Below are 26,393 nucleotides of genomic sequence, written 5' to 3'. Positions count from 1 at the left end.
TTTAATTAAGAAGACACTGACTGAATTGAGCCCATCAAAAAGGGTGCCGTTATGCAAGATATAAACAAAAGACATAAAAATAAATATAAGGACACAATTACATCGTTGGTTGTTTCAAAGGATACTAATTTAAATGTTCTTATTGTCGATGATGAACCAGATATATTAAACACGTTAAATACTATTCTTACCTTAGAGGGCTACAATACCGATTGTGCATCTTGTGGAGAGGAAGCAATAGAGCTTTTTAATGAAAATAAATTCGGTTTGGTTATTACAGACATGCGGATGCCAGGTATAGATGGCCTGGAAGTTACAAAACAAGTTAAACGTTTGGACAGAGATGTAGAAGTAATCATTCTAACAGGATTTGCCTCCGTTGAGAATGTAATTAATGCCCTAAAAGAGTATTGCGCCTTTGGATATTTGACAAAACCACTAGAAAATATTCACGAACTACTTTATACTATCCAACAAGCTTTTGAAAGAAGGAGGTTGCGAATTGAAAATAGAGCTTTTATTCAAGACCTCAAAAAAACCAATGCACAGCTTAATTCAAAAAACGAAAAAATAGAAGCTGAAATTGAAATTCGAAAAAGATATGAAATTGAAATTAAAAAGAAAACTTTACTTTTGCATTCCCTTATCGACGGGTTTGCAGAACCGATGCTCTTATTAGGAAACGACTTGATTGTTAAAATGCTTAACAAAGCTGCAGCTGATTTCTACGAAATGCAATTACAGGATGCGATTGGAAAACCATTTAAAAGTCTTATGCTGTCAGGATATTACCCTTTGGATAACGATGAAATCCGTTCAATTATATCGAACGGTAACGCGGTTTCTATCGAAAAAAACCATCCCTCAAATAAAAGCTCGGTCAATCAGATCGACGTATATCCGATTAAGGATAATAAAACAGTTACCGCTTTAGTTATCCGTATATCTGATATTTCTAAAAAAAAGAGGGATCAAGAAATGATCAATAGAATACAAAGACTGTCATCTTTGGGACAATTATCGTCCGGTTTTGCGCACGAAATCAGGAATCCATTGGCTGGATTGAATTTGTTCCTTGATGTGTTGAGCGACAGGAATAAATTCAATCCAACGGATGAGCAACTGGAAATATATAGAGATATGTCCCATAACGTAAAAAGGATCGCTAAAATTGTCAAGAAGTTGATTAAATACGGAGAGAAATCAATATCATCAAAAATTGCGTTAGATTTAAATTCATTGGTTGAAGATACGATTAACGGTAGACTTGCAGAACTTGGAAAAGTAAAAATTAACTGCTCTTTGGCAAGAAATCTGCCACCTATTTTTGGTGATCGAAAAGAAATTAGGCAAGTAATAGACAATTTATTATGCAATGCCAATGAGAGCGTTAAAAATGGTGGCCGTATCGATTTTAAGACCTTCAAGGGATCTTCTACTTTCAAACATGGAAGGGAAGCCGTATTTATTCAATTGGTTGATAATGGCCATGGAATACAATCAAAGCATTTGTCCCATATTTTTGATCCCTTTTTTTCTACAAAACATTCCCAATTGGGGCTGGGCCTTGCCATATCAAACCAAATTATCCGACAACATGGCGGAACGATATCTGTTAGTAGCGATCCCGGTGAAGGATCATCATTTATTATTGAATTACCTTTGTGAAAACGAGTACAAATATTAATACTTAGTTTCTTCGTTACTTTAAATCAATGACTCTCAAAATCCATTTACCAGTGAAGCTAAAGTATTCAAAAAATTGTTTTTGTACATGGTATTATTGTCATAAGGTGAAAAAGTTTGGTAAGAATTGATGTGTTTGCATGCACATAATGGACTATAATTAGCAAACTTTAGTAAATTTATCATTGCATTTTAATTGTTCCGCATGCCCCAATTAATAAGAGTTTAAGAATTCATTATTAATGCTACAATTCTTCCTTATTTCGTTTTACAAGTTTATTATCCACCCTTTTTGCATTGGTGAAAGGCTTTTACGTTTTAGGAAAAGGCCTGCTCAGTGTCATGTGGTTTGTATCAATTAACGCCTTCCTTCTTATAGAATTGCCATTCTAATCATTTTATTTAACAGATTAATTTCTACAATAATTCTGATAATAAACTATTATAACACTATTATAATAGTTTAAGAAGAATATTCTCATTAACAAAATCAATGAATTATTCTTATTTAGTGCCTAACTGAATGCTGCGTGGCAAGGCTCTGTATTTTATGGAAAATATTTAGCCTGCTTGGGGAATAAAAATGGCACGTGTTGTGCAGAATGAAAACTTTTAAAAGCATAGGACAGTTCACAATTATCAAATAATGTGAGTTCAATGCGCAATTCAAGAAATGGCAGGTGGAAAATGACACAAATACTTATCATAGAGGATGAATCTTCAATCCGAAAAGCGCTTTCTTTAGGCTTGGATTCTAAAAAATATCAAATTGACACAGCTGAAAATGGTAAAGATGGTATTCAAAAAGCTACTAATAAAAAATATGATGTAATACTTTCCGACTTGTGTCTTCCTGATATAAATGGCCTTGAGGTTATTAAAACCATAAAGGCCTGTTCGCCTGATATTATATCTATCGTGATAACGGGAAATGGGAATATTGAAAGTACAAAATCAGCTATTCGATTAGAAGTTAATGATTATCTTGAAAAACCGTTATCAATTAATAAGGTTCATGATTCGCTGCAAAAGGCTCTAAAGCAACGCGACTATAAACGCAATAAACAAAGGAGAAAAATAATTGAAATTGTAGAAAGTTATAATAAAAATTCAAATAAAAGTATGGAAAACAAGTTGACTAAAAGAAATTCAAATGAAGATGTTTCCATGTTAGTCCATCAAATTAACAACCCGCTTTGTTGTATTAACGGTAGTGCAGAGTTGGGAATGCTTAATCTTGATGACAAGGATGCTATTATCAAATTTTTTAAGGATATTTTAACGGCTGCAAAAAAAATTAACCATATTAATAGAGAACTATTGAGCCTTAATAAATACGAAGAACGCCCTAAAGAAGTTGTTGATATTAAAACTTTGTTGATTAGTTCTATAAAAATGTTTGAAGATTTGATGACAATTAAAAAGGTGTCACTGAAAATAGATTTAAACCAATATGATGAGGACGAAAAATTTGTTTTAGGAAATAAATTTGATATTGAGCAAATATTTAAAAACCTTATTCTAAACTCAATCGAATCCATGGAAGAAAGCGTAGAAAAATGGATAAAAATTAAATTGGAACTAGATAGAGAAGGGACAAAAATATTGATACATATACAGGATTCTGGTTCTGGAATCACCGCAGATAATATCGATAAATGTTTTAATAAATATTTTACTACAAAAAGTCATGGAACTGGTCTCGGGCTATCGGTGGTCAAGCGTGTTGTGGACAACTGCTATGGAAGTATAAACGTCACTAGTACAATAGGTAAGGGGACATTGTTCACAATTCAATTGCCGGTTTATAACTTAATTTAATACTTGCAATTTCTAAAACACTATCATCTGAAAAGTTTAAATATAATTATATTTAAATCAAAAACCTTAACAGGAGGGTCATGTGAGAAAAAATCTATTGAATACAGCGATAATCATGGTCGGATTCGGTTTTTTTTGCATTATGAATACTTTTATACTAACACCTATCGCTTTTGCAGATGATATCAACATAATAGCTAATCCAAATTTAAGCATTGATTCGTTGAGTAAACATGAATTGAAAAATATATATCTTGGAAAAAAAACGAAATGGAACGACGGAAATAGAATTATTTTTGTCATTTATGAGTCAGGTGATGTACATGAAAAATTCCTGAAAATGTACATAGGTAAAAGTGTCTCTCAATTTAATAATTATTGGAAAAGAATAGTGTTTACAGGCAAAGGAAAGTTTCCTAGAAAATTTAATAATGAAAATGAACTTCTCACTTTTATTGATGAGACACCTAACGCTATTGGATATGTTGGAAATAATACTGTTCTCGATATAGCAAGGGTATTATCTGTAAATTGATACTTTTGATAAAATACTATTGAATTAAATGTTTTAATAATTTAAAAATGAGAGGAAAAGATGAAAAAACTAATTGTGACTTGTCTCAGCTTTGCGATTACTTTTCTGAATATTTTGAATTGTCATGCCATAGAAGTTGCGGATATCGATATTCACGGTTTTATATCTCAAGGATACATGCAAACGGACAACAACAATTACTTGGCAGGCAATACAGAGAAAGGCTCCTTTGAATTTAATGAGTTTGGCATTAATTTCGGAAAAGAATTGACTGAAAAACTGCGCTTAGGACTTCAATTGTTTGCCAGGGATCTTGGTGACATAGGAAATGGGGAGGTCACCTTAGATTGGGCTTATGGGGATTATCGGTGGAAAGATTGGCTCGGATTTCGAGCAGGTAAAATAAAATTACCCTACGGATTTTATAATGAAACAAGAGATATTGACGCTTTGCGAACCAATATTTTGCTTCCGCAAAGTGTTTACAATGACTTGCAACGAGATACTCTCGTGGCCATCCAAGGAGCCGGTATTTACGGTGAGATACCTGTCGGTGTTTTTGGTGATCTCTCTTATCAACTTCAAATTGGAACTTTTGACGTGGATAGCGACAGTGGCATCGCAAAAGTAACAGAAGCTCTTGGTCGTGGGGTATTTGAAGTTGAAAAATTTAACATCGATACTGCTTATGTTGGTAGCTTGCAATGGTCGACTCCGCTGGATGGGTTGCGGGTCGGAGGCAGCTATCTAACATTGAGTCTTGATTCTGATATTCGGACCAACTATCCTTTCGGGCCTCTACCGGCTGGCTCTTCATTGGTCGCCGATTTTAATGATATCACGAATTATGTGGCCTCCGCAGAATACACTTGGAATGATTTGGTGCTTGCAGCCGAATATACAAGGCAAGAATTAACTTTTGGGATTGACAACGTCCTACCGGAAGATACGACCAAATCTGAAGGATATTATTTGAGCGCATCATATCGTTTTACAGATTGGCTTCAGGTTGGAACATACTATTCTGTGTACTACGCTAATATCGAGGACAAAGATGGCGATACTTTAGAAGCCCAGGGACTACCGGATCACGGTGCCTGGCAGAAAGATTGGGCACTTACCACCCGTTTCGACCTCAATGAATATTGGACCATCAAATTAGAGGGGCACATGCTGGATGGTACTGCTCAGGTTGTCTCCATTGACAACCCCAAGGGTACTGACGAAGACTGGTTTATGTATGCAGCTAAAATTACATTTAGCTTTTAATTGTTTGAGAAGACAATTGCTCAGGTTACAAAAGAAATTATCGTCGCCTGAGCAGTCGCCTCTTTATCAACCATTGAAAATAAAAAAGGTTTTATATGTGGAATTCTCTAACCTTAGGAAAAAAAATATGGCTCGGTTTGAGCCTGCTCGTTTTAGGGTATTTTGGGACAATGATCTTCGGCTTTATTGATGACAAGGCGTCTGAAAAACAACTTAACATAATTTCAGAATATATTTTCCCTTCTAGTAAACTTAGTCAGGAGGCGTTAGCAGCATTCAACGAGCAAGTTAAACTCTATAAAGATGCCGTCATGATTGGTGATGATTCAATCATCGGCGATGCCAGAGAAAAATCATTGAAAGTTCAAAAGGCCATTAACACCATCATTAGTTTGGACGGGGGCAGCAACGAACAAAAAGAAGAGCTTATGGCATATGTGGAAAAGCTTAAAAAGTTCACACAACTAGCAGATACCGTTTATACAGCAATGAGTTTGAGTTCGGAAACTACGGATGAAATGGAAAATGATATTGCCTACCTCGCAGAACTGACCGATATTCTACGCAAGGATCTATCTTCAGTGATGAACTCATTTTCTGAAGATATTAAAAAAGCGCTTACTCTAATTAAACATTCTGCAAAAAAGCAGCAAAAAAGAAATTCCGTAATTTTTATTTGTGTCCTATTCAGTTCCGTAATTTTAGTTTATCTTATTATCTCTCGCTCGATCAGCAGGCCTTTGAGAAATACCATCGCTATGCTCAAAGATCTTGCAGAGGGCGAAGGCAATTTAACCACCAGGCTTGAAAACAACAGTCGGGATGAAGTCGGCGAATTGGCCAAATGGTTTAATTCTTTCATGGAGAAATTACAAGGGATTATTAACAATGTTGCCAGCAACGCTCAAAGCCTGGACTCTTCTTCGAGCGAGTTGTCTGAGCTTGCCAGCAGAATGGTGGACAGCGCGAAACAGACTGCATCCCAGGCGGAAACCGTTTCAGCCGGAGCCATAGAATTGAGCACAAATTCAGACTCAGTGGCCGATTCGATGGATCGGGCTGCGGCCAATGTAGGCATGGTTACATCGGCCACTGATCAGATGGCTGCCACTATCAATGAAATCGCTCAGAACACGGAAAAAGCAAGCACGATCACTGCAGGAGCGGTCTCCCGTGCTGAAGAAGCGTCCGAACAAGTTGCAGAGCTAGGTAATTCGGCAAATGCCATAAGCAAGGTGGTGGAAACGGTTACCGATATATCCGAACAAGTTAATTTATTAGCTTTAAATGCTACCATCGAAGCCGCCAGGGCTGGTGAGGCTGGCAAGGGCTTTGCCGTAGTTGCCAACGAAATCAAAGAACTGGCCAAACAAACCGCTGATGCTACATGCGAGATTGAGAGTAGAATTGAAGGCATACAGACGAATACCAAATACACAATTACTGGTATCAATGGTATCTCGAAAGTTGTTACCGATATTAACGAAATCGTGACAGGAATCGCCACAGCTGTCGAGGAGCAGTCGTTGACTACCAGCGAAATAGCAGAGAATGTTACCCAAGTGTCCCGAGGAATCGGTACTGTAAACGATAACGTTTCCCAGAGCTCACTAGCGGCTAAAGAGATTGCCAGGGAGATCTCCAAAGTCAACCAAGCAGCAGGAGATATGAACAGCAGCAGTAGACAGGTAAGTGATAGGGCCATTCAATTGAGTGGCCTTGCAGAAGAACTTAATGCATTGGTGGGTAGATTTAAATTTCGGTCCGTAACTTAGGATTTGCTGAATTACGATGGCAGATAGAAAACGATTCTAAAAATACAGATGTCATAGCCGGGGTATTTTACATCTTGTCTGCATTGCATATACGTGATGTCTACAACAGGCCCAAACAAGTTTCGGTGGATATATAACTCCAGCTAACCCCCGTCACTACTGAAACCATCTAAACGGGTAGGCTCTTATTTGGAGCCCTGATTATGTTAACTGTTGCGTTGTTGGAATTATGCGACAAGCCCGGTGTAGATAAAGATACCGTAGGCGATGGTCAGCAGGGCGCCCATGAACCGGGGAAGCCGGCCGACGACGGAAACGAAAAACAGGTGAACCAGGCCCGCGCCGACGATGACCATGATCCCCATGGTGGTCTGGGCCGGCACCTGGATCATGGAAAAGAGGGCAAACAGGCCGATGCACATGGGGATGCAGATGTGGCCGTCGCCCACCTGTGAACTGTAGACGATATCCGCCCGACCGGCCCAGGCATAGTAGGCGGCCAGCACCGCATTGGGCAGCACCATGAGGCAGCCGCTGAGAAGCCCCAGCTGGTCGTAGAGCACAAACCCCGGGCCAAGGGCCATGACCCAGGCCACCAGCCGGTCGATGCCGTTGAGGACGCCGGCGCCCAGGGCCACCACCAGCAAAACGTCCACCAGGATGGTCCACGGCAGCGAGCGGCGCTGGTGGATGTTGTATTTGAGGACGTCAAATACGTGCAGCACCTGCCAGAAGAGGAATATGCCCACCAGCACCAGGCCGTCTCCAAAATCCAGGGTCCCGTCCCTGCCCAGGGCCCACAGGGCGCCGGTGAAAAAAAAGAGGGCCACGAGGGTCAGGATCAGGGAAAGGGTGTTGAGGCGATGAAGCTTGGACACGGGGCGGTGGGCCGTCCGCGCCGTCCGGGACGGGATGATGTTCAGGGTCCAGACGAGCGCCGGCAGGCCGATGAGCAGGGTCAGGTTGGTGACGTTGTTGACGATGCAGTTTTCAAGGATGACCGACCCGCTGCCGCCCTGGCGGCCGAGGGAAAAGGCAAACATCAGGTTGGGAAACCCCGAGGCATATGGCATGACCAGCGTGCCCAGGACGGTGCCTTCGAGGCCTTTGCGTTCCAGTACGTTAAGACGGTAGACCATGAGCACGGAGCAGACGAGAAACAGGCCCAGGGAAAACCAGGGGTCCAGCGCGGATAAGAACCGCCACCACCCGTCCAGCTGCAAAAGACCCGCCCTGCAACAGGCGATGGCCCGGTCAGTGTAGTCGAAAATGGGGGTGATCAATGCGGGCCTATTCATCGGGATGGCCGGCTACCAGTTCCTTCCAGCGGTCGTCCAGTTCTTTGAGCGCGCCGACGAGAACTTCAAGCTGATCCACATCGGTTCGGGGGATGTCCAGCTTTTCGGCGTAGGTATAAATTTTCTGCTTTTCGGGCAGGGTAAAATTGCTGTCCATGGATGCGATCATGATGGCATCTTTGAGGACGCGCAGCGCCGTCAGGCGGGACACCTGCTGGGTGCCGATTTCAAAATTCTTTTGGGTGTCTTTCAGCACCGCTGCGTAGTCGACGCCCAGCTGGATGGCCTGCTTGCGGATGTAGCGATACTCCTGCAGGCCGTTTTCCTTGTCGGCCCGGGCAATGGTGATCAGCATTTTTACGTAGGTTTCGCGGTCGAACACAGCAGTCCTTTTTTCCTTGTCGGCCTCTGGCATCCCTTTTCCCCTCCTGTCGTCGCTGCAATCAAGTATCATGTTGCATGGTCAGCGTTAAATATGCAACAAACATTCCAAAGTGTTATGTTGTTGTCCGCTGCCATGGGGGCAACGCCGGGGGGCGGCAGCCGGCGTTTTATCTGTGAAACATGTTACATTTTGTATACAACTGTGCCTGACCCCATACATGGCCCGATCGGCGGCCCGGAAAGGTCCATATCACACAACTGGATCAGATTCACCCGTCCATTCAGCCCGGGCAGATCGTTACCCCCCGAATCAATGGGAAAAATAATCGCCCCCTGTAGGCCCTTTCGATCGCCCGACCCGTGGACCCGAAAAGCCACGGGGCGGGCCGGTACGACGGCAACCGGCCCCTGCCGCTGAAACGGTTGCCAATTGACGGGAATTGTGATTTGGAACCCGTTTCCAGTACACAGAAATAACGGATACCAAGGCCGGCCATATGCCAGACAGCGAAACCCGAAAAATACCCTTTAACTATACCTCTGCCGATGACAGCCAGGTGCTTCGCCTGCTCCTCGGGGATGCCGGGTTCGGCCGGCTGCAGAAAAGCAGTTTCCTGAAGGCTGCGGGACCGGTGTTCCGGCCCCTGATGCGATTTTTCGGCGATATGTTCATGCTGCGTCGAAATCCCTTTATCCGCAATGAATTGCTCGCTTCACCGCGGCGGCAGCAACGGTTCTTCAAGGCCGTTCGCATGGATCTGGAGATGGTGTCACGGGAGGCGGGCGAGGCTGCTGAACGGACGGCCGTGATCGATGATTGCCGGCGCCTGCTGGATGAAAGCCATGCCGGCATCCGTCAAATCCGTGACGGTCAGCGGCTGATCCATCGGCGCCTGGCTCCCGTGGTCGGCCGGGAACATGTCTTCACCGATCCGTTTACCCTGAACGCCCACGTGACCGACGCCACCAACTGGCGCCTCTGTCTGCCGCTGGCCGTGGTGCGCCCCACCCGTGAGGCGCAGGTGCCGCTGGTGATCCGGGCCATTGCCGAGGCCGGCTTCAAGGTGGTCCCCCGGGGCGGGGGCACCGGACTCACCGGCGGGAGCGTGCCCCTTGAAGACGGCTGCGTGATCGTCAACACCGAACGGCTCAATCGCATTCATGGCATCGAAACGTGTGAGATGCCGGCTCCGGACCCGGGCCGCCGGCAGGCGGCCGTCATCCACCTGGAATCCGGCGTGATCACGGATGCGGCCATGGCCTATGCCGCCAGGCAGGGGCTGGTGTTTGCCACGGATCCGACCAGCGCATGGGCCTGTACCATCGGCGGCAACATCGCCGAAAACGCAGGCGGCAAGACCGCCGTGTTGTGGGGCACGGCCATCGACAACCTGCTGTCATTCGTCATCGCCATGCCCGATGGCCGCTTTTACACGGTCCGGCGGCGGGGCCACACCCTGCGGCGCATCCTGCCCGACGACCGGATCGACTTCGACATTGCCGATGACACGGGGCAGCTGGTTCGTACGGTGACCCTGGACGGCCTCCAGATCCGCCAGGCCGGGCTGGGCAAGGACATCACCAACAAGGCGCTGTCCGGATTGCCCGGCATCCAGAAGGAGGGCACCGATGGCATCATCACCTCGGCCCGTTTCATCCTTCACCGGGCCTATCCCGAGAAAGCCACCTGCTGCCTGGAGTTTTTCGGTACGGACATGGACGAAGCCAGCCGGGCGATCGCCGCCATCTGCGAGGTCTTTGCCAACCGCGGTCAAGAAACGCTCATGGCCCTGGAGCACTTCGACGACGCCTATGTGCGCGCCATCGGATACAAGGTCAAGTCCCCCCGGCAGGACCTGCCCAAGGCCGTGCTGCTGGTGGATATGGTGGGGCACGACGACGACCAGATCCGGCGCGGCCTCGAGCGTCTCGAAGGGCTCATGGCCGAATTTCCCAACACCCACCTGTTCGTGGCCGAAAACGAACAGGAGGCCCGGCGCTTCTGGCGGGACCGCAAACGCCTGGGGGCCATCGCCAGGCGGACCCAATCCTTCAAGCTCAACGAAGACATTGTCCTGCCCATCGCCGCACTGGCCGAGTTTGCCCGGTTCGCCGACGACATCAACGCCGAGGAGCAGCGCGAGAACCAGCAGGCTCTGGTGTTTCGCCTCGGCGCCCACCTGGAGACGGCCCAGCCCCTGGAGGACCCCGAGTGGCTGGCGGCCAAACTGCCCGCGGCCAAACAGCTGCTCATGGCCGCCCTGGCGCGCATCCGGCTGGCCGGCAAGCACCATCTCCAGGAGGAGACGCACATCCGGCAGCTCAAGGCCGAACTGGGCGAATTGTTCAGCGGCTATGTGAAAATCAACCAGGAGATTGGCGAGATCTATGCCGACACCCGGTCGCGGCTGATTGCCATCGCCACCCACATGCACGCCGGGGACGGAAACATCCACGTCAATATCCCCGTTTTTTCCAATGACCGGGAGATGATGATCCGGGCCGCCGAAACCGCCGATGCGGTCATGGCCAAGGCGGTGGACCTGGGCGGGGCCGTCAGCGGCGAGCACGGCATCGGGTTCACCAAGTTCAACTACCTGGAAAAAAGTCGTATCGAAGACCTCAGCCGCTATCGTCGGCAGGTGGATCCCGAGGCGATCATGAATCCGGGCAAGCTGAGCGACCCCCGGGCAGCGCAGCTGGTTTACGCCCCGTCCTTCAACCTGCTGGAACTGGAGGCCAGCATCCTGCGCCACGGCGAACTGGAGGCGCTGGCCGAGCAGATCTCCGGCTGCGTGCGCTGCGGCCGCTGCAAGACCCCCTGTTGCGTGTTTCACCCCAAAGAGAACCTGTTTTATCATCCCCGCAACAAGAACCTGGCCGTGGTGGCGCTCATCGAGGCCATCCTCTACGAAACCCAGCGCTTCCGCTCCACCGGATTCAACGCGCTCAAGTACCTGGGGCAGGTGGCCGACCATTGCACCATCTGTCACAAATGTCAGCCCCCCTGTCCGGTGGACATCGATACGGGTGCCGTGTCCGTTCTGGAGCGGGAGATCCTGACGGCGCGCCGCTACCGAAAGACCGCACCGGCCACCGGCATGGCCCTGGCCTACCTGGACAGCCGCTCACCGGCGGTAAATGGCCTCCTGCGGCCCACGGCCCTGTGGGCGGGCAGCCGCCTTCAGCGGGCCGGTGCCTGGATGCTCAACCGGCTGCCCGGAGCCCGGCGGCTGGCCGGCGCCAGGGGGCTGGGCCTGCTGCGAGCCCCCATGCCACCGGTTCCGGGGGGCACCCTTTTCAGCCGGCTGCCCGCCTGCGGGCCCGGCCAGGCCGTGGTGCTCGAACCGGACGGCGAGGTGCGGCACACGATCTTTTATTTTCCCGGCTGCGGCTCCGAACGGCTCTATTCGCGGGTCGCCCTGGCGGCCATCCACATTTTAATCCGGATGGGCATGCGGGTGCTCCTGCCGCCACCCTTTCTGTGCTGCGGGTTTCCGGCACGGGTCAATGCCAAAGCCGACATGCACCGCCGCCAGACCATGCGCACGGCGGTCATCCTGAACCAGATTCGCGAGCGCTTCGGGCACTGGCACTTCGATGCCGTGGCGGTCAGTTGCGGCACCTGCCGGGAATCCCTGGACGACATGGGCGTGCCGGCCATTTTCGGCTGTCAGCTGGCGGATGTCAGCCGGCTGGCCATTGACAGCGGGCTGGCTGCCGGCAGCGGCCTTGGGCAGTACTATCATGTCCCCTGCCACGACTCCCTGGAGGGTCGGGGGGAGGCGCTGCTGGCCCGCCTGGGCAGCCCTGCGGCGGTGGTGCCCCACTGCTGCGGGGAGGCCGGCACCCTGGCCCTGAGCCGGCCGGACGTGGCCGCAGCCATGCGGGCGCGCAAACGGGACGCCCTCGCGACGGCTTTTGGCGGGGCCACCGATGAGAAGATCGTGCTCACCAACTGCCCCTCGTGCCTGTCCGGCCTGGGACGCAGTGAATCGATGGGATTCAAGGCCAGGCACCTGGCCGAGGCGCTGGCCATTTGCATGGACGGCGGGGATTGGCTGGACGGGAGCCGGGGCTGGCGGAAAAGGGCTGCCGTCATAAGCTTTTAGGGGGGTGAACGGTATCTGTTGACCCGGGCCGTCGTTCGATGAAACCCGGGCGCAGCCAAGCGTGCCGGGAAAGTGGACCGCCATGGAATTTGAACAGACGTCAATTGTGGAGTACGACGAGGTGGACACGGCGTTTCGCATGAAGCTGCCGGTGCTGTTTCAGCGCCTCCAGCGGGGTGCGCTTCACCATTCGGAATCGGTGGGGCTGGGGGCGGCGGACATGCTGGCCGCCGGTGCCGTGTGGATTCTGAACCGCATGCGGGTGCACATCTGCCGACTGCCCCGCTACCGGGAGACGGTCACCCTGCGGACATGGCACAGGGGCTCGGCGGGGTTTCGGGCCGGCAGGGATTTTCTGGTCTGCTGCGGCCATGAGACGGTGGCGGCAGCCACCAGCCGATGGCTCTATTATGACCTGAACCGCCAACGGGTCGCCAAAATCCCCACGACGGTGTCCGCGCCCTACACGGCCGAAGCCCGGGATGTCCTCGACCCCGGCGCCATCGAATTCGAGGTGGACAACGCCTTCGCCCCGCAGCAGACGGTGCCGATCACCATCCGGGAAGGGGATTTCGACCCCAATGGCCATGTGAACAATGCGATTTACCTGGAGTACCTGGAGACGCTCGTCAAACGCACGGGAGTCGGTGGGGGCCGGGTGGGCCAGGTGGGGATTCAGTACACCAGGGAGATCGGCCGTGATGTCCACCTTATCCAGGCCGGGGTGACGGTACTGGACAGCGGCACCCTGCGGTTCAGGTTTTTCGACCAGGCGACGGTCTATGCGGCCGGGTTTGTCACCGCCCCTGCGGCACCGCCGGAAAGCTCAGGTTGAAGGTGGTGCCTTGGCCTTCCCTGCTGTCGATATCGATCCGGCCACCGTAATCTTCTACGATGCCGTTGGTGATGGAAAGGCCCAGCCCCATGCCCTCGCCCATTTTCTTGGTGGTGAAAAACGCTTCGAAGATCTGGTCCTTGACCGCCGGATCGATGCCGATGCCCGTGTCTGAAACCGCCACCACCACCTGGCTGTCCCGGGCGTAGCTCCTGATGATGATTTCCCGCCGAGGATCTCCCCGTCCCGACTCTTCCCTGAGGTTGATCGCATCCCGGGCGTTGGTCAACAGGTTGAAGATGACCTGTTCGATGCGGTTGTGGTGGGCCATAATGGGCGGCAGGTCGGCCGTCAGCCGGAGCCGTACATGGATATTCTGCAACCGCAGCTGGCGGCCGATGATGTCCAGCACCGAGTTGACGGGGTCGTTGATCAGGATCTTTTCCCGGGTAAAGTCCGATTTGCGCCCGAAATCTCTCAGCCGGCGGATGATATCCACTGCCCGGTCCACCTGGCTGCTGACTTCACGTACGATGTGAAACAGCTCCCGTTCGGGGATGCCTTTTTCTTTTTCAAGCATCATTTCCAGGAATTCGCTGCCCATCTTGATGGCGTTGAGGGGCTGGTTGAGTTCGTGGGCAATTCCGGCGGACATCTCCCCCAGGGTCGTCATCTTGCTGGCCTGAATCAGCTGGCTGTCCTTTTCCACCATTTCGGAGATGTCGGTGGTGGCCACGATCAGTGCGTTCTTGTCTTCATAGGGGGCCGGGCAGGCGTGCAGGTTCACAAAAAATGCCTGGTTCCCCTTTTTGAAATATTGGACCTTGGAGCTGATGGTGGTGACGCTGCCGGCATGCTGGGCGTTGAGTTCGGCCCACTTGTTTTCGTCCAGATCAAATGGGCCCAGGTCCGTAAACGGCCGGCCCACCAGTTCTTCCCGGGTATAGCCGTATGTCTCTTCGGCGCTGGGGTTGGCACTGAGAATCGTCAGCGTTTTGCGATCCAGCACAAAGATAGGGTTGGGGCCGCTGGCAAACAGGGACCGGTATTTGTTGTCCGACTCTTTCAGCTTGGCCTGGGATTCCTGGATGCGATTGGTCATATTGATAAAGGATCTGGACAGTTGCCGAACTTCATCCTTGACCCCGCCCTGTTGGAGCCCTTTTTCCAGATCCAGCTGAACATCGAAATTGCCACGGCTGATTTCATCGGAGACATCGGTCAGCCGGGTGATGGGTTGGGTAATGGTCTTGGAAAGATGGTGGCTGATGATGAAAAAGAAAATGATCACCACCGAAACGAAGCCCAGAAACGTGGTCCGCAACTTGTTGATCAGCTGATCGATGTGCTTTTTGTACACGCCCACATGCACTGACCCGATGCGGTAAATACCCTCCTTGACGGCAACGGCCACGTCGTAGACCCTGTCCCCGCCCATATCCATCAACCTGATGCGGTGGTCTTTTTCCGGTTCGATGCGGTTGGCATCGGTGATTTGGCCGGGGAACGCGCTGGTGAAGGTGTGGGCCAGGATCCGGCCCTGTTTGTCCTTGATGAAGACGTAGCGGACCAATTCCTTGCGTGCCCCCAGGCGGGCGTCGAAGACCAGGCTGGTCAGCTGGGGCTTGTTCTTGGTCAGGATGAACCCTCTGCAGCTTTCGGCAATGCTGTAGCCAATGCCCAACCCGCGCTGCTGGAGTTCCGACACCAGCGTGGAGATCAGTATCCAGCGCGTAAAAAGGGCGATCAGGACACTGATCAGCAGGATGACCACCGTGACCGAAAAGAAGATCTTATTCTTCAGGCTGGAATTTTTAATGCTGTCGATCAATGGCTGCGCCATACAAATTTTCCATCCTGCAGATGGGTAAAGTAAACCCTTTCCAATCCCTGGTGGTCCAGGGGGCTGAAGGAGAGCCGGTTGGCGAAACCCAGGTCCAGTTGCTGGATGGACTCGATGGCATTGATGAATGTCTCGCGATTCAACGTCGGCCCGGCGCGCTGAAGCCCTTCCACCAGCACCTTGGCATTGATATACCCTTCCAGGCTGACGAAGTTGGGCCGATCCATGGGATAATACTGTTTTAACAGGGTCACATAATCCCGCGCCCCCCAGAGGCTCTGGTCGCTGCCCGACACCTCCGGCGGCGGCACCACCTGGGTCACGATGATTTTTTGGTCGACCCGGCCCAGCAGCCGGGCCAGTTCATCGGCTCCCACAAAGGAGACGTTGTAGAACACGGGCGAAAACTGCTTTTGGTCGGCCAGGCGGATGAATTTGGCACAGGGTTCATAGGTGCCGATCATGACCACGGCTTCCGCGCCGGCGGCCATGATCTTGCGCAATCCCTCATCCACATCCAGGGTGCCGCGGATATAGGTGCCCGTGGCCACCGGGACCAGGCCGTAAAGGCGCAGCGCGATTTCCGTCCCTTTCAGGCCGTCGAACCCGTAGGCGTCGTACTGGTAAAAGACGGCGATTCTTTTGAGCTTCATCGTTTCGACAAGATGCTTCACCGCCGCACCGGTCTCCTGGTAATAGGATGCCCGCACATTGATCAGGTAGCGGTTGAGGGGGTCCCGAAGGGCGTTGGCCCCGGTGAACATGCCGACCACGGGAATCCTGGCCTCCTCCACCAGGGGAAGGATTTTGACCGTGGTGGGCGTTCCCACATAGCAGAACAGGGAAAACACCTTGTCCTCGATGATCAGCCGTTGGGTGTTGGTTACGCATCGGGGCGGGTCATAGCCGTCGTCATAGGCAATGACCCTGATCCGGCGGCCATGAATGCCGCCCTGCTGGTTGACATGCTGGATATAAGCCAGTGCACCGTGCAGGGTTTGGGTGCCCAGGTAGCCGGCGTGACCGCCCAGGGCCAGGGACGAGCCGACCAGGATCTCATCATCGGTGATGCCCTGAGATCGGGCGATGGCGGTCTGGTTCTCATTGTCCTTACCGCAGCCCAGTATCACAAGTGCCGCCATCCAGATGAAGACGCATCTTTTCATTTGAGAAACCCAGAATTTTTTTTCAGGAGATGTATATGAACATTTTCCGGGAATTTTTTCAACAATACGGCCATTTTTGACCAGAACGACCATGGGCATGCCTATACAAATTGGGCCTTCCAGGCTTTCATTTTTTCTGCCGGCCAGGCCACGCAAAACGCCGGGCGGCCTTTCATCACCATGTGCATGCAGGCGTCGCCGCAGTGTGGGTTGCAGTGAAGAATCTCGGTTTCACGGCCCTCGCGGACTTTCTGCGGCCACAGCGGATCGGCCCACAGGACGCGCGCCAGGCCGATCAGATCCGTCTTCCCCTGGGCGATGGCCCGTTCCGCAAAGGCGCCGGTGGCCAGCCGGCCGGCGGCGACGACCGGAACGTCCACATTCGCGCGGACCGCGGCGGCCAGGTCGAGCATGTAGCCTTCCCGTTCGGACCGTTTGACGATCTCCGGCAGAGAGAAGGATTCATAGGTGCCGCCCATTACGGAGATGTAGGCGATGCCATTTTGAGACAGGCGTGCGGCGAATTGCGTCGACTCCTCCAGCTGAAACCCGTCCGGCATCCATTCGTCCGCCAGAAACCGGTAACCCACCGGCGTGGCGCCCGCCGCCGCCTTGACCCGTGCCAGCAGGTTCAGGGCAAAGCGCTGGCGGTTGTCCAGGCTGCCCCCGTATCCGTCCGTGCGCCGGTTGGTCCGCGGGGAGAGGAACTGGGCCGGCAGGTAGCCGGTGCCGCCGTGCAATTCCACCATGTCGAACCCGGCGGCCCCGGCCCTGGCCGCCGCGGCGGCATATTTATCCAGGATACGCTCGATTTCATCCTCCTTCAATGCCCTGGGCATGCGGCCGAACGTGTTCACCGCCGACGGCGCCACCGGCCGGTCGGTCGCATGGGCAAACCGCCCGGCGTGGTTGATCTGCAGGCAGGCCAGCGCGCCCGCCTGTTTGATGGTATCGGCCAGCTGTTTCAAACCGTCCAGGTTGTCGTCGGTATCGGCCCGCAGGGTGCGGTTGGAGCCGCTGCCGGTGGGGTGGTCCACGGTCGCATTCTCCACCACGACCATGGCCACACCGCTTCGGGCCATGAGCCGGTAGTGCGCCAGCAGCATCTGGCTGACGGTGCCGCCTTCGCCGGCATAGCCCAGATAGAGCGGTGCCATGGTGATGCGGTTTTTCAGGGCCAGGCCCTGGATGGTGATCCTGGAAAAAAGGTGTGGGTGCATGATGGGTCCTCCTTTAACGGTATCAAATCAGGTTTTTCAGCAACGGCCCCGCCGCCGCCGGCCGGCCCACCAGCTGGGGGAGCCAGCGTCTCAACAGATAGACCAGCGGCATGCAGACAGCCAAGCTTCCCGCCGTCATCGCACAACCCACCCACCACACGGTCAATGGCGTCCCCGGCAGATGGCCGACGACCCATGCGGCTACCGGCGGGTTGATATAGTGGTAAAAGATGCCGTTGAGGCACATCAGGATCAGCGTGTTCTGTCCCATCCAGACCATCGGCCGCCAGCTCGGCACGGCCCGGGCGACCAGAAGCACCATCAGGCAGCCGGCCAGGGCCGTCAGGGGGAACCAGGCGGCATGGCCGTGGGAAGAGAAGAGAATGACCACGGCATCGAGGGGCGGAAAACTGAACCGGCCACTGTTGAGCCGGTAGGTGAACAGGACGACGAGAAATGCCGCCATTGCCGCGGGTGCCAGGACGCGTAATGGCTGTCTTTTCCTGAGGAATCTTTGTCGGCGCAGGAAGACGCCCAGCAGGTAGAAGGCATACATGAAAAGCGCTTCGTGGATGAACAGGTAGTTCCATCCGACGACCCTGCCCCTGATCGGATTGACGATGTCGAAGGTCGCGTTCAGCAGGTAGCCGCAAACATAGAAAAGGATCACGCCGGCCACGATTTTCACATCGGAGGCCAGCAGGCGAAAGGCCCAGTAGTGAATCATCTCCACCGAGAAGATGATCAGGAGGAACCACGACGGTACACAAAACATGGGGATGCCGAACACGGTGTTCACCAGGCCGTCGATATATCCCTGCACGCTGGGCAGTTGGAGCTGAAAGAAATCCCCGGGAAACAGGCCGGCGGCCAGCATGAACACCAGCGTAAAGAAGACAAACGGCAGCAGGCGCGACAGTACGCGCTGCTTTAGAAACCGTCCGAACCCCGGCGCCAGGTCGTCCTGTTTGGCCACGTAACCGGCCAGCACGAAAAAGAGGACCATGTGAAACGAGTAGATGAATTTGTATTGCGCGGCCGCCGTCGGGTTCGCCAGGTACATGATTCGTTCGATAAAGTGCCCGTAAAAGACCATCGCCATGGCCAGGAAACGGGCGGTATCGATAAAGCGGATGCGTTCTTTGCCCACTTCTGTTCAACTCCCTGATTCGGGGTGTCTTTTTCGTACATAGAGCGTTTTTTTCACTCTGGCCACCAAATCGCCGTCCTCATCCACTATGCTGACGTCAAAGTTGGAAAAATACTTTTCTCCATTATCCGTATTGCGCCGTATGCGATCCAGGTCATCATCCGACACCTTGATGATCGACGACACTTTTTTTGCGCTTGCCTTGACGAATTCGATGGATGCCGATTTATCCCAAACCAGGTAGGCCTTTCCCAGCAATTGCATCAAAAGCAGCATCAGGTGGGGATCAACCATCGAATACAGGCTGCCCCCGAAGTGGGTGCCAACGGCGTTGCGGTTATACCCGCGCATGGCCATGGACACATGCAGCTCTTTCCAGTCCTCGCTGATATAGGTGACGTTTACACCGGTTCCGAAGTAGGGCGGATACAGATTCAGCATCCATTTCAATGACCTGGGAGAAACTTTCATTCGGCATCACTGCGTTTGACGTTATTGTTCAGATGCCCCATGGCATCAATATCTCTAGATCTGACCTGAATTCGGCTTTCAACCTTTTTATTTCCGTGCAAGATGACAACACGCCTGGCCTTTTCGATTAAATTTTTCACTATGGCCGTCGGCGGAAAGCCCCAATTGGCAAACCATGCTGCATAAAAGGGACATCGGCCGGTTCTTCATCCGTATCCAACCCTCCCATTGGCGCTTCGCCGAGCCCGGCACCGGTCATGTTTTCAGTGCACGGCGGTGCAACGGACGGGTATGAAACCGTGAGGATGGCCTATAACCGGCTGCTTAGCAGCATTATGGTGTTCACCGCCGATTTCAACTGCTGAACACTGATTCCATCAGCAACGGCGTTCGCCCAGTCCGTCTGTATTGCCCTGATTTGACCGAGTGCATCGCGTCCCGGAATCGTGAGCGCAACCAGTTTTGCCCGTCGATGGTGGGGGTTTTCCTGAAAATCGACAAAGCCTTTATCTTTGAGTAAATGGGCTGACCGCCTGACACTTTGTCGCGTCAGTCCCATGTTTCGTGCAATCTGGGCCACCGGCAGCGGTTTTTCATCAATGGCGCCCAGCACCTGCCAAAGGGCGCTTGTCAGTCCAAATTCCTGGGTCAGGCGATTCCCCGCAGCAAGCAGTTGACCATTGAACCGGAACGTTTCAAGTATCAACGCTGTAAATATTTCCGCCGAAGGCGTTCGTGCATGCCGGTCACCGTTTTTCATGACAGCAGACTAACGCTTTGACAGCATGCTGTCAATCGAGCGGTCATGGCCGGTGGTATCCCCTCAAATGTTTCTTGACAAATTTAATCAGAATAAAATTCGGATAGTTATATTTGTTTTTGATTAAAGTTCATCCCGTGGCGGACGATAGTATTGTGCAAATGAGCAGAATCAAACAACCCCTGGATGCTTTTTTCGGAGGATAAACCGATCATGAAACACATGCAAAAAGTAGGTACCCGAATTTTACTGCCCGCCATCAGCGCCACCGTGATTTTTTCAGTTGCGCTTTTTTTTGTCGCCGGCACGACCGTCTCCCGGCTGGTGGAACGAAATCTGGATCGCATCGCCCGGTCGAAAGTGGCCGACATTTCCATCAGCGAGAACCGCATCGCGGACGAAATGCTGAGCCAGGCCTCCCTGTTCAGCCGGGCAAAGGCCGTCCAGGATGCCTATGAGACGGCCTATAAAGGCAACCTGAGTGAGGACGATGACACCCAGATGGAATCGGCCCGCCGGCATCTTCGCGACCATTTCGCCTCCATCGTGAAGGGCTACCGGGAGACCCATGACGGCAAGTCCCTGCGCCTGCATTTCCACGTCCCGCCGACCAGGAGCCTTCTGCGGTTGTGGAAAACGGATCAGCACAAAAGCGATGACCTGAGTTCTTTCCGAAATACGGTCGCGACCATCAGCAGCGGCAGCCACCAGCCGATCACCGGTATCGAAATCGGTCGCGGCGGTTTCGCCATCCGCGGAATCGCGCCCGTCATCGCCGACAATGGAACGTTTCTGGGATCAGTGGAGTCGCTTTCCACTTATGATCCGCTGGTCAAGTACAGCATCAGCAACGAGAAGGAGTACATTGCCGTATACATGAACAAGGCGTTTTTGCCCATTGCCACCCGACTGCAGGATGAATCCAAAAATCCGGTCATTGGAGATAAGTTTGTTTTCGTCTCTTCAACCGACCAAGAGGTTACCAGCGCAATTTTAACCGCCGACATGCTGACCGGCGGGCAGATGGGGATGACGTCCGCCCGGGTCGATGATTATTATACGACGGTGCTGCCGATCAAGGACTTCGGTGGCAAACAGATTGGTGTGATGGCCTATGTGTACAACGCCGGTGACCTGTACGCCATGATGCAAAAAATTCAGTTGGGCATCGCCGCCCTGTGCATCGTCCTGCTGGCAGCGATTCTGATCCCCCTGTTTTTCAGTGCGCGGTCGGTCACCGTGCCCATCAATCGTACGGTGGCCATGCTCAAAGATATTGCTCAGGGAGAGGGGGATCTGACCCGGCGCCTGGACATCATCAAGAAAGATGAAATTGGTGAACTGGCCGGCGGGTTCAATACCTTTCTGGATAAGCTGCAGGGCATGATGAGAAAAATCGCGGAGAGCTCGAATATGGTCGACCGTTCGTCGGGTGAGTTCACAGAAATCGCCGCGCAACTGTCCAGGGGATCCGTCGAAGCGTCCAGCCGGGCCGACAATGTGGCCACCTCCGCCGAAGAGATGAGCGCCAACCTGAACAACGTGGCGGCTGCCATGGAACAGTCCTCCGCCAACAGCAGCATGGTGGCCACGGCCGCCGAGGAGATGACCGCCACCATCAACGAAATCGCTCAGAACGCCGAACAGGCCAGGGCCATCTCCGTCCAGGCCGTCAGCCAGGCCGGTGAGACCTCCGGCCAGATGGACGGACTGGGTCAGGCGGCCGAGGCCATCGGCAAAGTGGTCGAGACCATTACGGAAATCTCCGAGCAAGTCAATCTTCTGGCCCTGAACGCAACGATTGAGGCGGCCCGGGCCGGTGAGGCGGGCAAGGGCTTTGCCGTGGTGGCCAACGAGATCAAGGAACTGGCCAAGCAGACCTCGACGGCCACCCTGGAGATCAAGGAGAAGATCGGCAACATACAGGGCAGCACCCACGGGGCCGTCAAAGGGATCAACGGCATCACCGAGGTCATCAACAGCGTCAACGAAATTGTGGGCACCATCGCCACGGCCGTGGAAGAGCAATCCGCTGCGACCAGAGAGATCGCGACCAACATCGCCCAGGCATCAAGGGGGATTCAGGAAGTCAACGAGAACGTCAACCAGAGCTCCACGGTGGCGGCGGAAATCACGAAGGACATCGCCGTGGTCAATCAGAGTTCCACCGAAATCGCCGGCGGCAGCGAACAGGTCATGGCCAGTGCCGAAAATCTTAAACGGATGGCCGCGGAACTGAATTCGATTGTCGGCAGTTTCAAAGCTTGACGAATCCGTCGTAAAGGCGATTTTTTATCCGTCCACCAACACGAGGTGCTCTCGTAAAAAGTTTTTTCCGGCTATCCACGGGCATCCTCTGTCGAAAGAGACCGAAATGGCGCAGAAGACGCTTTCAGCCGCGATCATCCCATTGCATCGCGGCTGGAGGAGCCCGCCTGCGAAAAATGACCCGGTTTGGATGAACGCTTCACCAGGCGTCGCATTGACGAGCCCGCACTGCTTGAGAGAGGGTCGAACTGAACAGCGGACAGGACCGTCCCCATCCCCCGCGCGAGCCCCTATTCAGGCACATACCGCGGATAGGTCGATTTACTGGTCCTGGCCAGCGAAAGGTCGACGTCTGCCGTCGCAAACGGCGTATCAAAATCCGTTTTTGCAAGGATATTGCCTTCCGGATCGATAATCCAGGACAGGCCCCCACAGTCCGCTTTGCTGCCCGGCGGGCACCAGAGGTTTGATGAGAGGCTATAGGCCCCGGAACATACGGCCGACGCCTGCCCCCCGGCCAGCCATTTGTCAACGGAATCATGGGGGGTGGCCCGGGGCACGCACAACAGGTCTGCACGGGCCGCCGCATAATGACGCGCCCACTCGAAAAACCACATCTCAGTACAGATTTGTACGCCGATTCGGACCTCGGCCCAACGCGCCGTATCGAAGGTTTTCGGTCCCCGGTCATACCAGGAATGCTCCCAATACCCGTCTTCATCCGGCAGGTAGTATTTTTCCCGCACACCTGCCGCACTGCCGGTGTCTGCCGTCCAGAGATAGGCCTCGTTGCGCCGGCTTCCCGCGGTATTGGTAATCGGCCGGGTTCCCATTACCGCTCTGGCGCCCAGCGAACCCAATTTTTCGATATAGCGGGCGTGGTCATTGACGGCTTTTGACCAGCGTTCCGGGTCCGGCGTCGGGTCGGCCGCCAGCCATTCGGAAAAGCTCATCTCGGGCAGCAGTAAAAAGTCGCTGCGCTCCGAGTGCACGTGATCCGTGAGGGCGGAAAGGTATTGATCCAGCTGCCCTGCCCGGGGGTCAATCTGGCAAACGGTGACTTTCAAAATCATGCTCCTCTATTCAGGGGGACATTGTTACCAATTGTACAGAATGTTGGTCTCATCGTAAAAAAGCCGTGATCAAGGCTTGTGAAGCCCGGGGAAAGAGACGTACTGTAGGCTGCGCAGCAATGACGAGGAATGAAGCGTAACGCCGGTTTCGAATTTTTTTACGGATCCGTCTGTTAATTGTCGATCTACCGGTCCGCTCCATTCTCAATGGATAGAATCACGTTCCACTCGGTTTCGGAGACCGGCATGATGGAGAGTCGGTTCCCCTTGCGCACCAGCGGCATGTTTTCAAGTGCCGCATGGGCCTTGAGCTCTGCCAGGGGAATGACGCGCCGGGTGTGGCGGATGTATTTGACGTCGACCATAAACCAGCGCGGCTGGTCCGGATTGCTTTTTTCGTCGAAATACCTGCCGGCGGGGTCAAAGGCGGTATGGTCCGGGTAGCCTTCGCGCACGATTTCCATCAGTCCGACGATTCCCGGCACCCGGCAGTTGGAGTGATAAAAGAAGGCGCGATCGCCGACCTTCATCTGGTCGCGCATCATGTTGCGCGCCTGGTAGTTGCGCACGCCATCCCAGTGTTCAGTCCGGTCCGGCAAGGTTTTCAGATCATCGACGCTGAACGCAGACGGTTCGGATTTCATCAGCCAGTAGTTCATTGGTCGCTCCTCTGGGAGACCTGAAACAGAAAAAAGGGTGGGCCGGGTTTTAACATCTGAGAGCTTTGGATCTCGGGCGCTACCCCCGTCCAGCCACAGAGGGGTGCCGGAGATGCCTTGTTGGCATCGCTTTCACCCTAACGGACCAATACGGTCCTGAACCAGCAGAAACCTGGCGGCTGGAACGTTGACGAAAACATACCTTAATGACTTTACCACGGCGTTTCAAGGGTGTAAAAGCGGCAACGGTTCCTTGATGCACCGATGGCTGGCGTTGAAGAGATGCCCTGATCGGTGATACCTAAAAGCCAGCAGGCCGTTTTCAGCATAATCGGCATAGCGAGCCGCGTCGAATGCCTGACCGCCACAGACGAAAGACAGGATGCCAGTGAATTCAGATCCGGATCCAAACCGTCCACCTGCGCCGGAAAATCAAGCCGCCCTGGAACGGTCGGCCCTGTTTGTGGCCACCCTGACCTCCTTCATGGGGCCCTTCATGATCTCCTCGGTCAATGTGGCCCTGCCAGCCATCCAGGACGATCTGAAGATGACGGCCGTGGAACTCGGCTGGGTGGCGACCGCCTACCTGCTGGCCATGGCCGTGGGCCTGATTCCGGCCGGCAAGCTGGCCGACATCCACGGCCGCAGGAAGGTGTTCAGCATCGGCCTGATCGTCTACACCGCCGGGGCGACGGCCGCAGCCCTGGCTCACAACACCGCCTGGTTTCTTTTCCTGCGGGTGATCCAGGGCCTGGGGGCAGCCCTGTTCGTGACCACCGGCATGGCCATCCTGACCTCCGTCTTCCCGCCCCGAAAGCGTGGCCGGGCCATCGGCGTCTATGTTTCGGCCGTCTACGTGGGGCTGTCGGTCGGGCCGTTTGTCGGCGGCTTTCTGACCCAGCAGGTCGGCTGGCGCAGCATCTTTGCGGCCATGCTTCCCCTGGGGGTCGGTTCCATCGCCGTCACCCATGCCTTTCTCAGGGGGGAGTGGGCCGATCCCGGCAGCCGGCGGCTGGATGTGGCGGGATGCCTGATCTACGCCGGGGCCATCCTCTCCCTGGTGTACGGCGCCACGGTGATGCCGTCACCCCTTGGATGCACCCTGATTCCGGGCGGAACGCTGGGGCTGGTGCTGTTTTTCCGGCAGCAGCGCCGCTCTCCCCACCCGGTCTTCGAGGTGTCCCTGTTCGTGGAAAACCGCACCTTCACCTTCTCCAGCCTGGCCGCCCTGCTCAATTACTCGGCCACGTTTGCCGTCACATTCATGATGAGCCTATACCTGCAGTACATCAAAGGCATGACGCCGCAGACCGCAGGCGTGGTGCTCATGGCCCAGCCGGTGATCATGGCCATTTTTTCACCGCTGGCCGGGCGCCTTTCCGACCGCGTGGAGCCGCGCCTGCCGGCCACGGGGGGCATGGCCATCACGGCCATGGGGATGGCCGTCTTCACCCAGCTTGACGCCAACTCTTCCGTTGCCGGGATCATCGGCAACCTGGTGCTGCTGGGATTCGGGTTCGCCCTGTTTTCGTCGCCCAACATGAGCGCCATCATGGGCGCCGTGGCCAAAAAGGATTACGGCATCGCTTCCGGCGCCGTGGCCACCATGCGGCTGCTGGGGCAGATGGTCAGTATGGCGATTGCCACCGCTGTGCTCGCCCTGCTCGTCGGCCACCGGGCGATTACGCCCGACAGCTATGCCCGATTTCTCATCGGCACCCGGGTGGTGTTCGCGGTGTCGGTGGGCCTGTGCACGGTCGGGATCTTTTTCTCCATGTTCCGTGGCCGGATGCGGAACCAATGAGTCCGGCAGAGCGGCGACGTGCGGCACCCTTGTTTGATGGGCCGCCCCGACGCGGGGGGCTGCTCCAACCATCCCCTGCGTTTCAGTTGCTCCGGTGAGCCGGCGCGAGACCGGCCCCGGCGATGATCATCAATCCTCCAGCCGTTTGCAAGACGATTGGTGTCTTATGCCCAATCCGGTGGGATTGCAGGAATGACGCGTTTCCGGATAGATCAGGGCAAGGCTTCCCTTGGACCTGATAGATCACTTCTCCCTGGTCGATGG

Annotated in this window: 19 protein-coding genes; 9 read left to right on the top strand and 10 right to left on the bottom strand. The window is 53.6% G+C overall.

Annotated features, from left to right (window positions below):
- Nucleotides 1-51 precede the first annotated feature (51 nt).
- The 5 genes from DSCA_RS17850 to DSCA_RS17830 all read left to right on the top strand — a co-directional run bounded on the left by DSCA_RS17850 (nucleotide 52) and on the right by DSCA_RS17830 (nucleotide 7,086).
- A complete protein-coding gene (locus tag DSCA_RS17850) occupies nucleotides 52-1,668 on the top strand; it encodes a hybrid sensor histidine kinase/response regulator (RefSeq protein ID WP_155317714.1) in 1,617 nt (538 codons plus the stop codon).
- Between the two features lie 705 nt (nucleotides 1,669-2,373).
- Nucleotides 2,374-3,507: a hybrid sensor histidine kinase/response regulator gene (locus DSCA_RS17845; RefSeq protein ID WP_167527843.1), complete on the top strand. Its 1,134-nt coding sequence runs from the start codon at nucleotides 2,374-2,376 to the stop codon at nucleotides 3,505-3,507.
- An 82-nt stretch (nucleotides 3,508-3,589) separates the two neighbouring features.
- Nucleotides 3,590-4,042, top strand: coding sequence for a hypothetical protein (locus DSCA_RS17840; RefSeq protein ID WP_155317712.1), 453 nt, complete (start codon nucleotides 3,590-3,592; stop codon nucleotides 4,040-4,042).
- Between the two features lie 60 nt (nucleotides 4,043-4,102).
- On the top strand, nucleotides 4,103-5,311 hold the full coding sequence (locus tag DSCA_RS17835) for a porin family protein (RefSeq protein ID WP_155317711.1): 1,209 nt from the start codon (nucleotides 4,103-4,105) through the stop codon (nucleotides 5,309-5,311).
- A gap of 95 nt (nucleotides 5,312-5,406) precedes the next feature.
- A complete protein-coding gene (locus tag DSCA_RS17830) occupies nucleotides 5,407-7,086 on the top strand; it encodes a methyl-accepting chemotaxis protein (protein WP_155317710.1) in 1,680 nt (559 codons plus the stop codon).
- Between the two features lie 227 nt (nucleotides 7,087-7,313).
- Here the strand turns inward: DSCA_RS17830 and DSCA_RS17825 are convergent, their stop codons facing one another.
- Nucleotides 7,314-8,384 (bottom strand): sodium/calcium exchanger protein, encoded by a 1,071-nt coding sequence (locus tag DSCA_RS17825; RefSeq protein ID WP_155317709.1) that lies wholly within the window; start codon nucleotides 8,382-8,384, stop codon nucleotides 7,314-7,316.
- Complete coding sequence (locus tag DSCA_RS17820; protein WP_155317708.1) at nucleotides 8,377-8,799, bottom strand: hypothetical protein; 423 nt, start codon at nucleotides 8,797-8,799, stop codon at nucleotides 8,377-8,379. The genes DSCA_RS17825 and DSCA_RS17820 overlap by 8 nt, the downstream gene beginning before the upstream one ends.
- Nucleotides 8,800-9,265: 466 nt before the next feature.
- Between DSCA_RS17820 and DSCA_RS17815 the strand changes: the two genes are divergently transcribed.
- Together DSCA_RS17815 and DSCA_RS17810 are read left to right on the top strand one after the other, a co-directional pair.
- Nucleotides 9,266-12,880 carry a DUF3683 domain-containing protein gene (locus tag DSCA_RS17815; protein ID WP_155317707.1) on the top strand — a complete coding sequence of 1,205 codons (3,615 nt, stop codon included), beginning with the start codon at nucleotides 9,266-9,268 and terminating at the stop codon, nucleotides 12,878-12,880.
- A gap of 82 nt (nucleotides 12,881-12,962) precedes the next feature.
- Nucleotides 12,963-13,715 (top strand): acyl-[acyl-carrier-protein] thioesterase, encoded by a 753-nt coding sequence (locus DSCA_RS17810; protein ID WP_155317706.1) that lies wholly within the window; start codon nucleotides 12,963-12,965, stop codon nucleotides 13,713-13,715.
- On the opposite strand, the gene DSCA_RS17805 is transcribed toward DSCA_RS17810, so the two are convergent.
- The 6 genes from DSCA_RS17805 to DSCA_RS17780 form a co-directional block, all read right to left on the bottom strand.
- Nucleotides 13,678-15,558: an ATP-binding protein gene (locus DSCA_RS17805; RefSeq protein ID WP_155317705.1), complete on the bottom strand. Its 1,881-nt coding sequence runs from the start codon at nucleotides 15,556-15,558 to the stop codon at nucleotides 13,678-13,680. The two genes, DSCA_RS17810 and DSCA_RS17805, sit on opposite strands and share 38 nt — an antisense overlap.
- Nucleotides 15,543-16,724: an ABC transporter substrate-binding protein gene (locus tag DSCA_RS17800; protein WP_155317704.1), complete on the bottom strand. Its 1,182-nt coding sequence runs from the start codon at nucleotides 16,722-16,724 to the stop codon at nucleotides 15,543-15,545. Before DSCA_RS17800 ends, DSCA_RS17805 begins: the two co-directional genes overlap by 16 nt.
- Nucleotides 16,725-16,825: 101 nt before the next feature.
- The gene (locus tag DSCA_RS17795; protein ID WP_155317703.1) at nucleotides 16,826-17,944 is read right to left on the bottom strand and encodes an oxidoreductase; all 1,119 of its coding nucleotides are present in this window, start codon (nucleotides 17,942-17,944) and stop codon (nucleotides 16,826-16,828) included.
- 22 nt (nucleotides 17,945-17,966) lie between these two features.
- Nucleotides 17,967-19,094 carry an acyltransferase family protein gene (locus DSCA_RS17790; protein WP_155317702.1) on the bottom strand — a complete coding sequence of 376 codons (1,128 nt, stop codon included), beginning with the start codon at nucleotides 19,092-19,094 and terminating at the stop codon, nucleotides 17,967-17,969.
- Nucleotides 19,095-19,100: 6 nt separating this feature from the next.
- A complete protein-coding gene (locus DSCA_RS17785; RefSeq protein WP_197904617.1) occupies nucleotides 19,101-19,535 on the bottom strand; it encodes a DUF4442 domain-containing protein in 435 nt (144 codons plus the stop codon).
- A gap of 340 nt (nucleotides 19,536-19,875) precedes the next feature.
- A complete protein-coding gene (locus tag DSCA_RS17780) occupies nucleotides 19,876-20,325 on the bottom strand; it encodes a MarR family winged helix-turn-helix transcriptional regulator (protein WP_155317700.1) in 450 nt (149 codons plus the stop codon).
- A 213-nt stretch (nucleotides 20,326-20,538) separates the two neighbouring features.
- On the opposite strand from DSCA_RS17780, the gene DSCA_RS17775 reads away from it, so the two are divergent.
- Entirely contained in the window at nucleotides 20,539-22,593 is a 2,055-nt protein-coding gene (locus DSCA_RS17775; RefSeq protein WP_167527842.1) for a methyl-accepting chemotaxis protein, read from the top strand.
- A gap of 290 nt (nucleotides 22,594-22,883) precedes the next feature.
- Here the strand turns inward: DSCA_RS17775 and DSCA_RS17770 are convergent, their stop codons facing one another.
- Nucleotides 22,884-23,660 (bottom strand): carbon-nitrogen hydrolase family protein, encoded by a 777-nt coding sequence (locus DSCA_RS17770; RefSeq protein ID WP_167527841.1) that lies wholly within the window; start codon nucleotides 23,658-23,660, stop codon nucleotides 22,884-22,886.
- A 191-nt stretch (nucleotides 23,661-23,851) separates the two neighbouring features.
- Nucleotides 23,852-24,325, bottom strand: a complete 474-nt coding sequence (locus tag DSCA_RS17765) for an EVE domain-containing protein (RefSeq protein ID WP_155317697.1) — start codon at nucleotides 24,323-24,325, stop codon at nucleotides 23,852-23,854.
- 382 nt (nucleotides 24,326-24,707) lie between these two features.
- Here DSCA_RS17765 and DSCA_RS17760 point away from each other — a divergent pair, with 382 nt between their 5' ends.
- On the top strand, nucleotides 24,708-26,129 hold the full coding sequence (locus DSCA_RS17760; RefSeq protein ID WP_155317696.1) for an MFS transporter: 1,422 nt from the start codon (nucleotides 24,708-24,710) through the stop codon (nucleotides 26,127-26,129).
- The last annotated feature ends 264 nt before the right edge of the window (nucleotides 26,130-26,393 follow it).

Source organism: Desulfosarcina alkanivorans (assembly GCF_009688945.1).
Taxonomy (GTDB): Bacteria; Desulfobacterota; Desulfobacteria; order Desulfobacterales; family Desulfosarcinaceae; genus Desulfosarcina; species Desulfosarcina alkanivorans.
Note: the sequence above shows the minus strand (reverse complement) of the source record. Positions and strands in the feature narration are given on the sequence as shown.

Excerpts from the sequence above, each read along its gene's own strand:
- DSCA_RS17835 (WP_155317711.1), top strand. The coding sequence starts at position 4,103 with ATGAAAAAACTAATTGTGACTTGTCTCAGCTTTGCGATTACTTTTCTG.
- DSCA_RS17850 (WP_155317714.1), top strand. The coding sequence starts at position 52 with ATGCAAGATATAAACAAAAGACATAAAAATAAATATAAGGACACAATT.
- DSCA_RS17760 (WP_155317696.1), top strand. The coding sequence starts at position 24,708 with ATGCCAGTGAATTCAGATCCGGATCCAAACCGTCCACCTGCGCCGGAA.
- DSCA_RS17780 (WP_155317700.1), bottom strand. The coding sequence starts at position 20,325 with ATGAAAAACGGTGACCGGCATGCACGAACGCCTTCGGCGGAAATATTT.
- DSCA_RS17830 (WP_155317710.1), top strand. The coding sequence starts at position 5,407 with ATGTGGAATTCTCTAACCTTAGGAAAAAAAATATGGCTCGGTTTGAGC.
- DSCA_RS17765 (WP_155317697.1), bottom strand. The coding sequence starts at position 24,325 with ATGAACTACTGGCTGATGAAATCCGAACCGTCTGCGTTCAGCGTCGAT.
- DSCA_RS17775 (WP_167527842.1), top strand. The coding sequence starts at position 20,539 with ATGAAACACATGCAAAAAGTAGGTACCCGAATTTTACTGCCCGCCATC.
- DSCA_RS17805 (WP_155317705.1), bottom strand. The coding sequence starts at position 15,558 with ATGGCGCAGCCATTGATCGACAGCATTAAAAATTCCAGCCTGAAGAAT.
- DSCA_RS17810 (WP_155317706.1), top strand. The coding sequence starts at position 12,963 with ATGGAATTTGAACAGACGTCAATTGTGGAGTACGACGAGGTGGACACG.
- DSCA_RS17820 (WP_155317708.1), bottom strand. The coding sequence starts at position 8,799 with ATGCCAGAGGCCGACAAGGAAAAAAGGACTGCTGTGTTCGACCGCGAA.
- DSCA_RS17795 (WP_155317703.1), bottom strand. The coding sequence starts at position 17,944 with ATGCACCCACACCTTTTTTCCAGGATCACCATCCAGGGCCTGGCCCTG.
- DSCA_RS17815 (WP_155317707.1), top strand. The coding sequence starts at position 9,266 with ATGCCAGACAGCGAAACCCGAAAAATACCCTTTAACTATACCTCTGCC.
- DSCA_RS17845 (WP_167527843.1), top strand. The coding sequence starts at position 2,374 with ATGACACAAATACTTATCATAGAGGATGAATCTTCAATCCGAAAAGCG.
- DSCA_RS17785 (WP_197904617.1), bottom strand. The coding sequence starts at position 19,535 with ATGCTGAATCTGTATCCGCCCTACTTCGGAACCGGTGTAAACGTCACC.
- DSCA_RS17825 (WP_155317709.1), bottom strand. The coding sequence starts at position 8,384 with ATGAATAGGCCCGCATTGATCACCCCCATTTTCGACTACACTGACCGG.
- DSCA_RS17800 (WP_155317704.1), bottom strand. The coding sequence starts at position 16,724 with ATGAAAAGATGCGTCTTCATCTGGATGGCGGCACTTGTGATACTGGGC.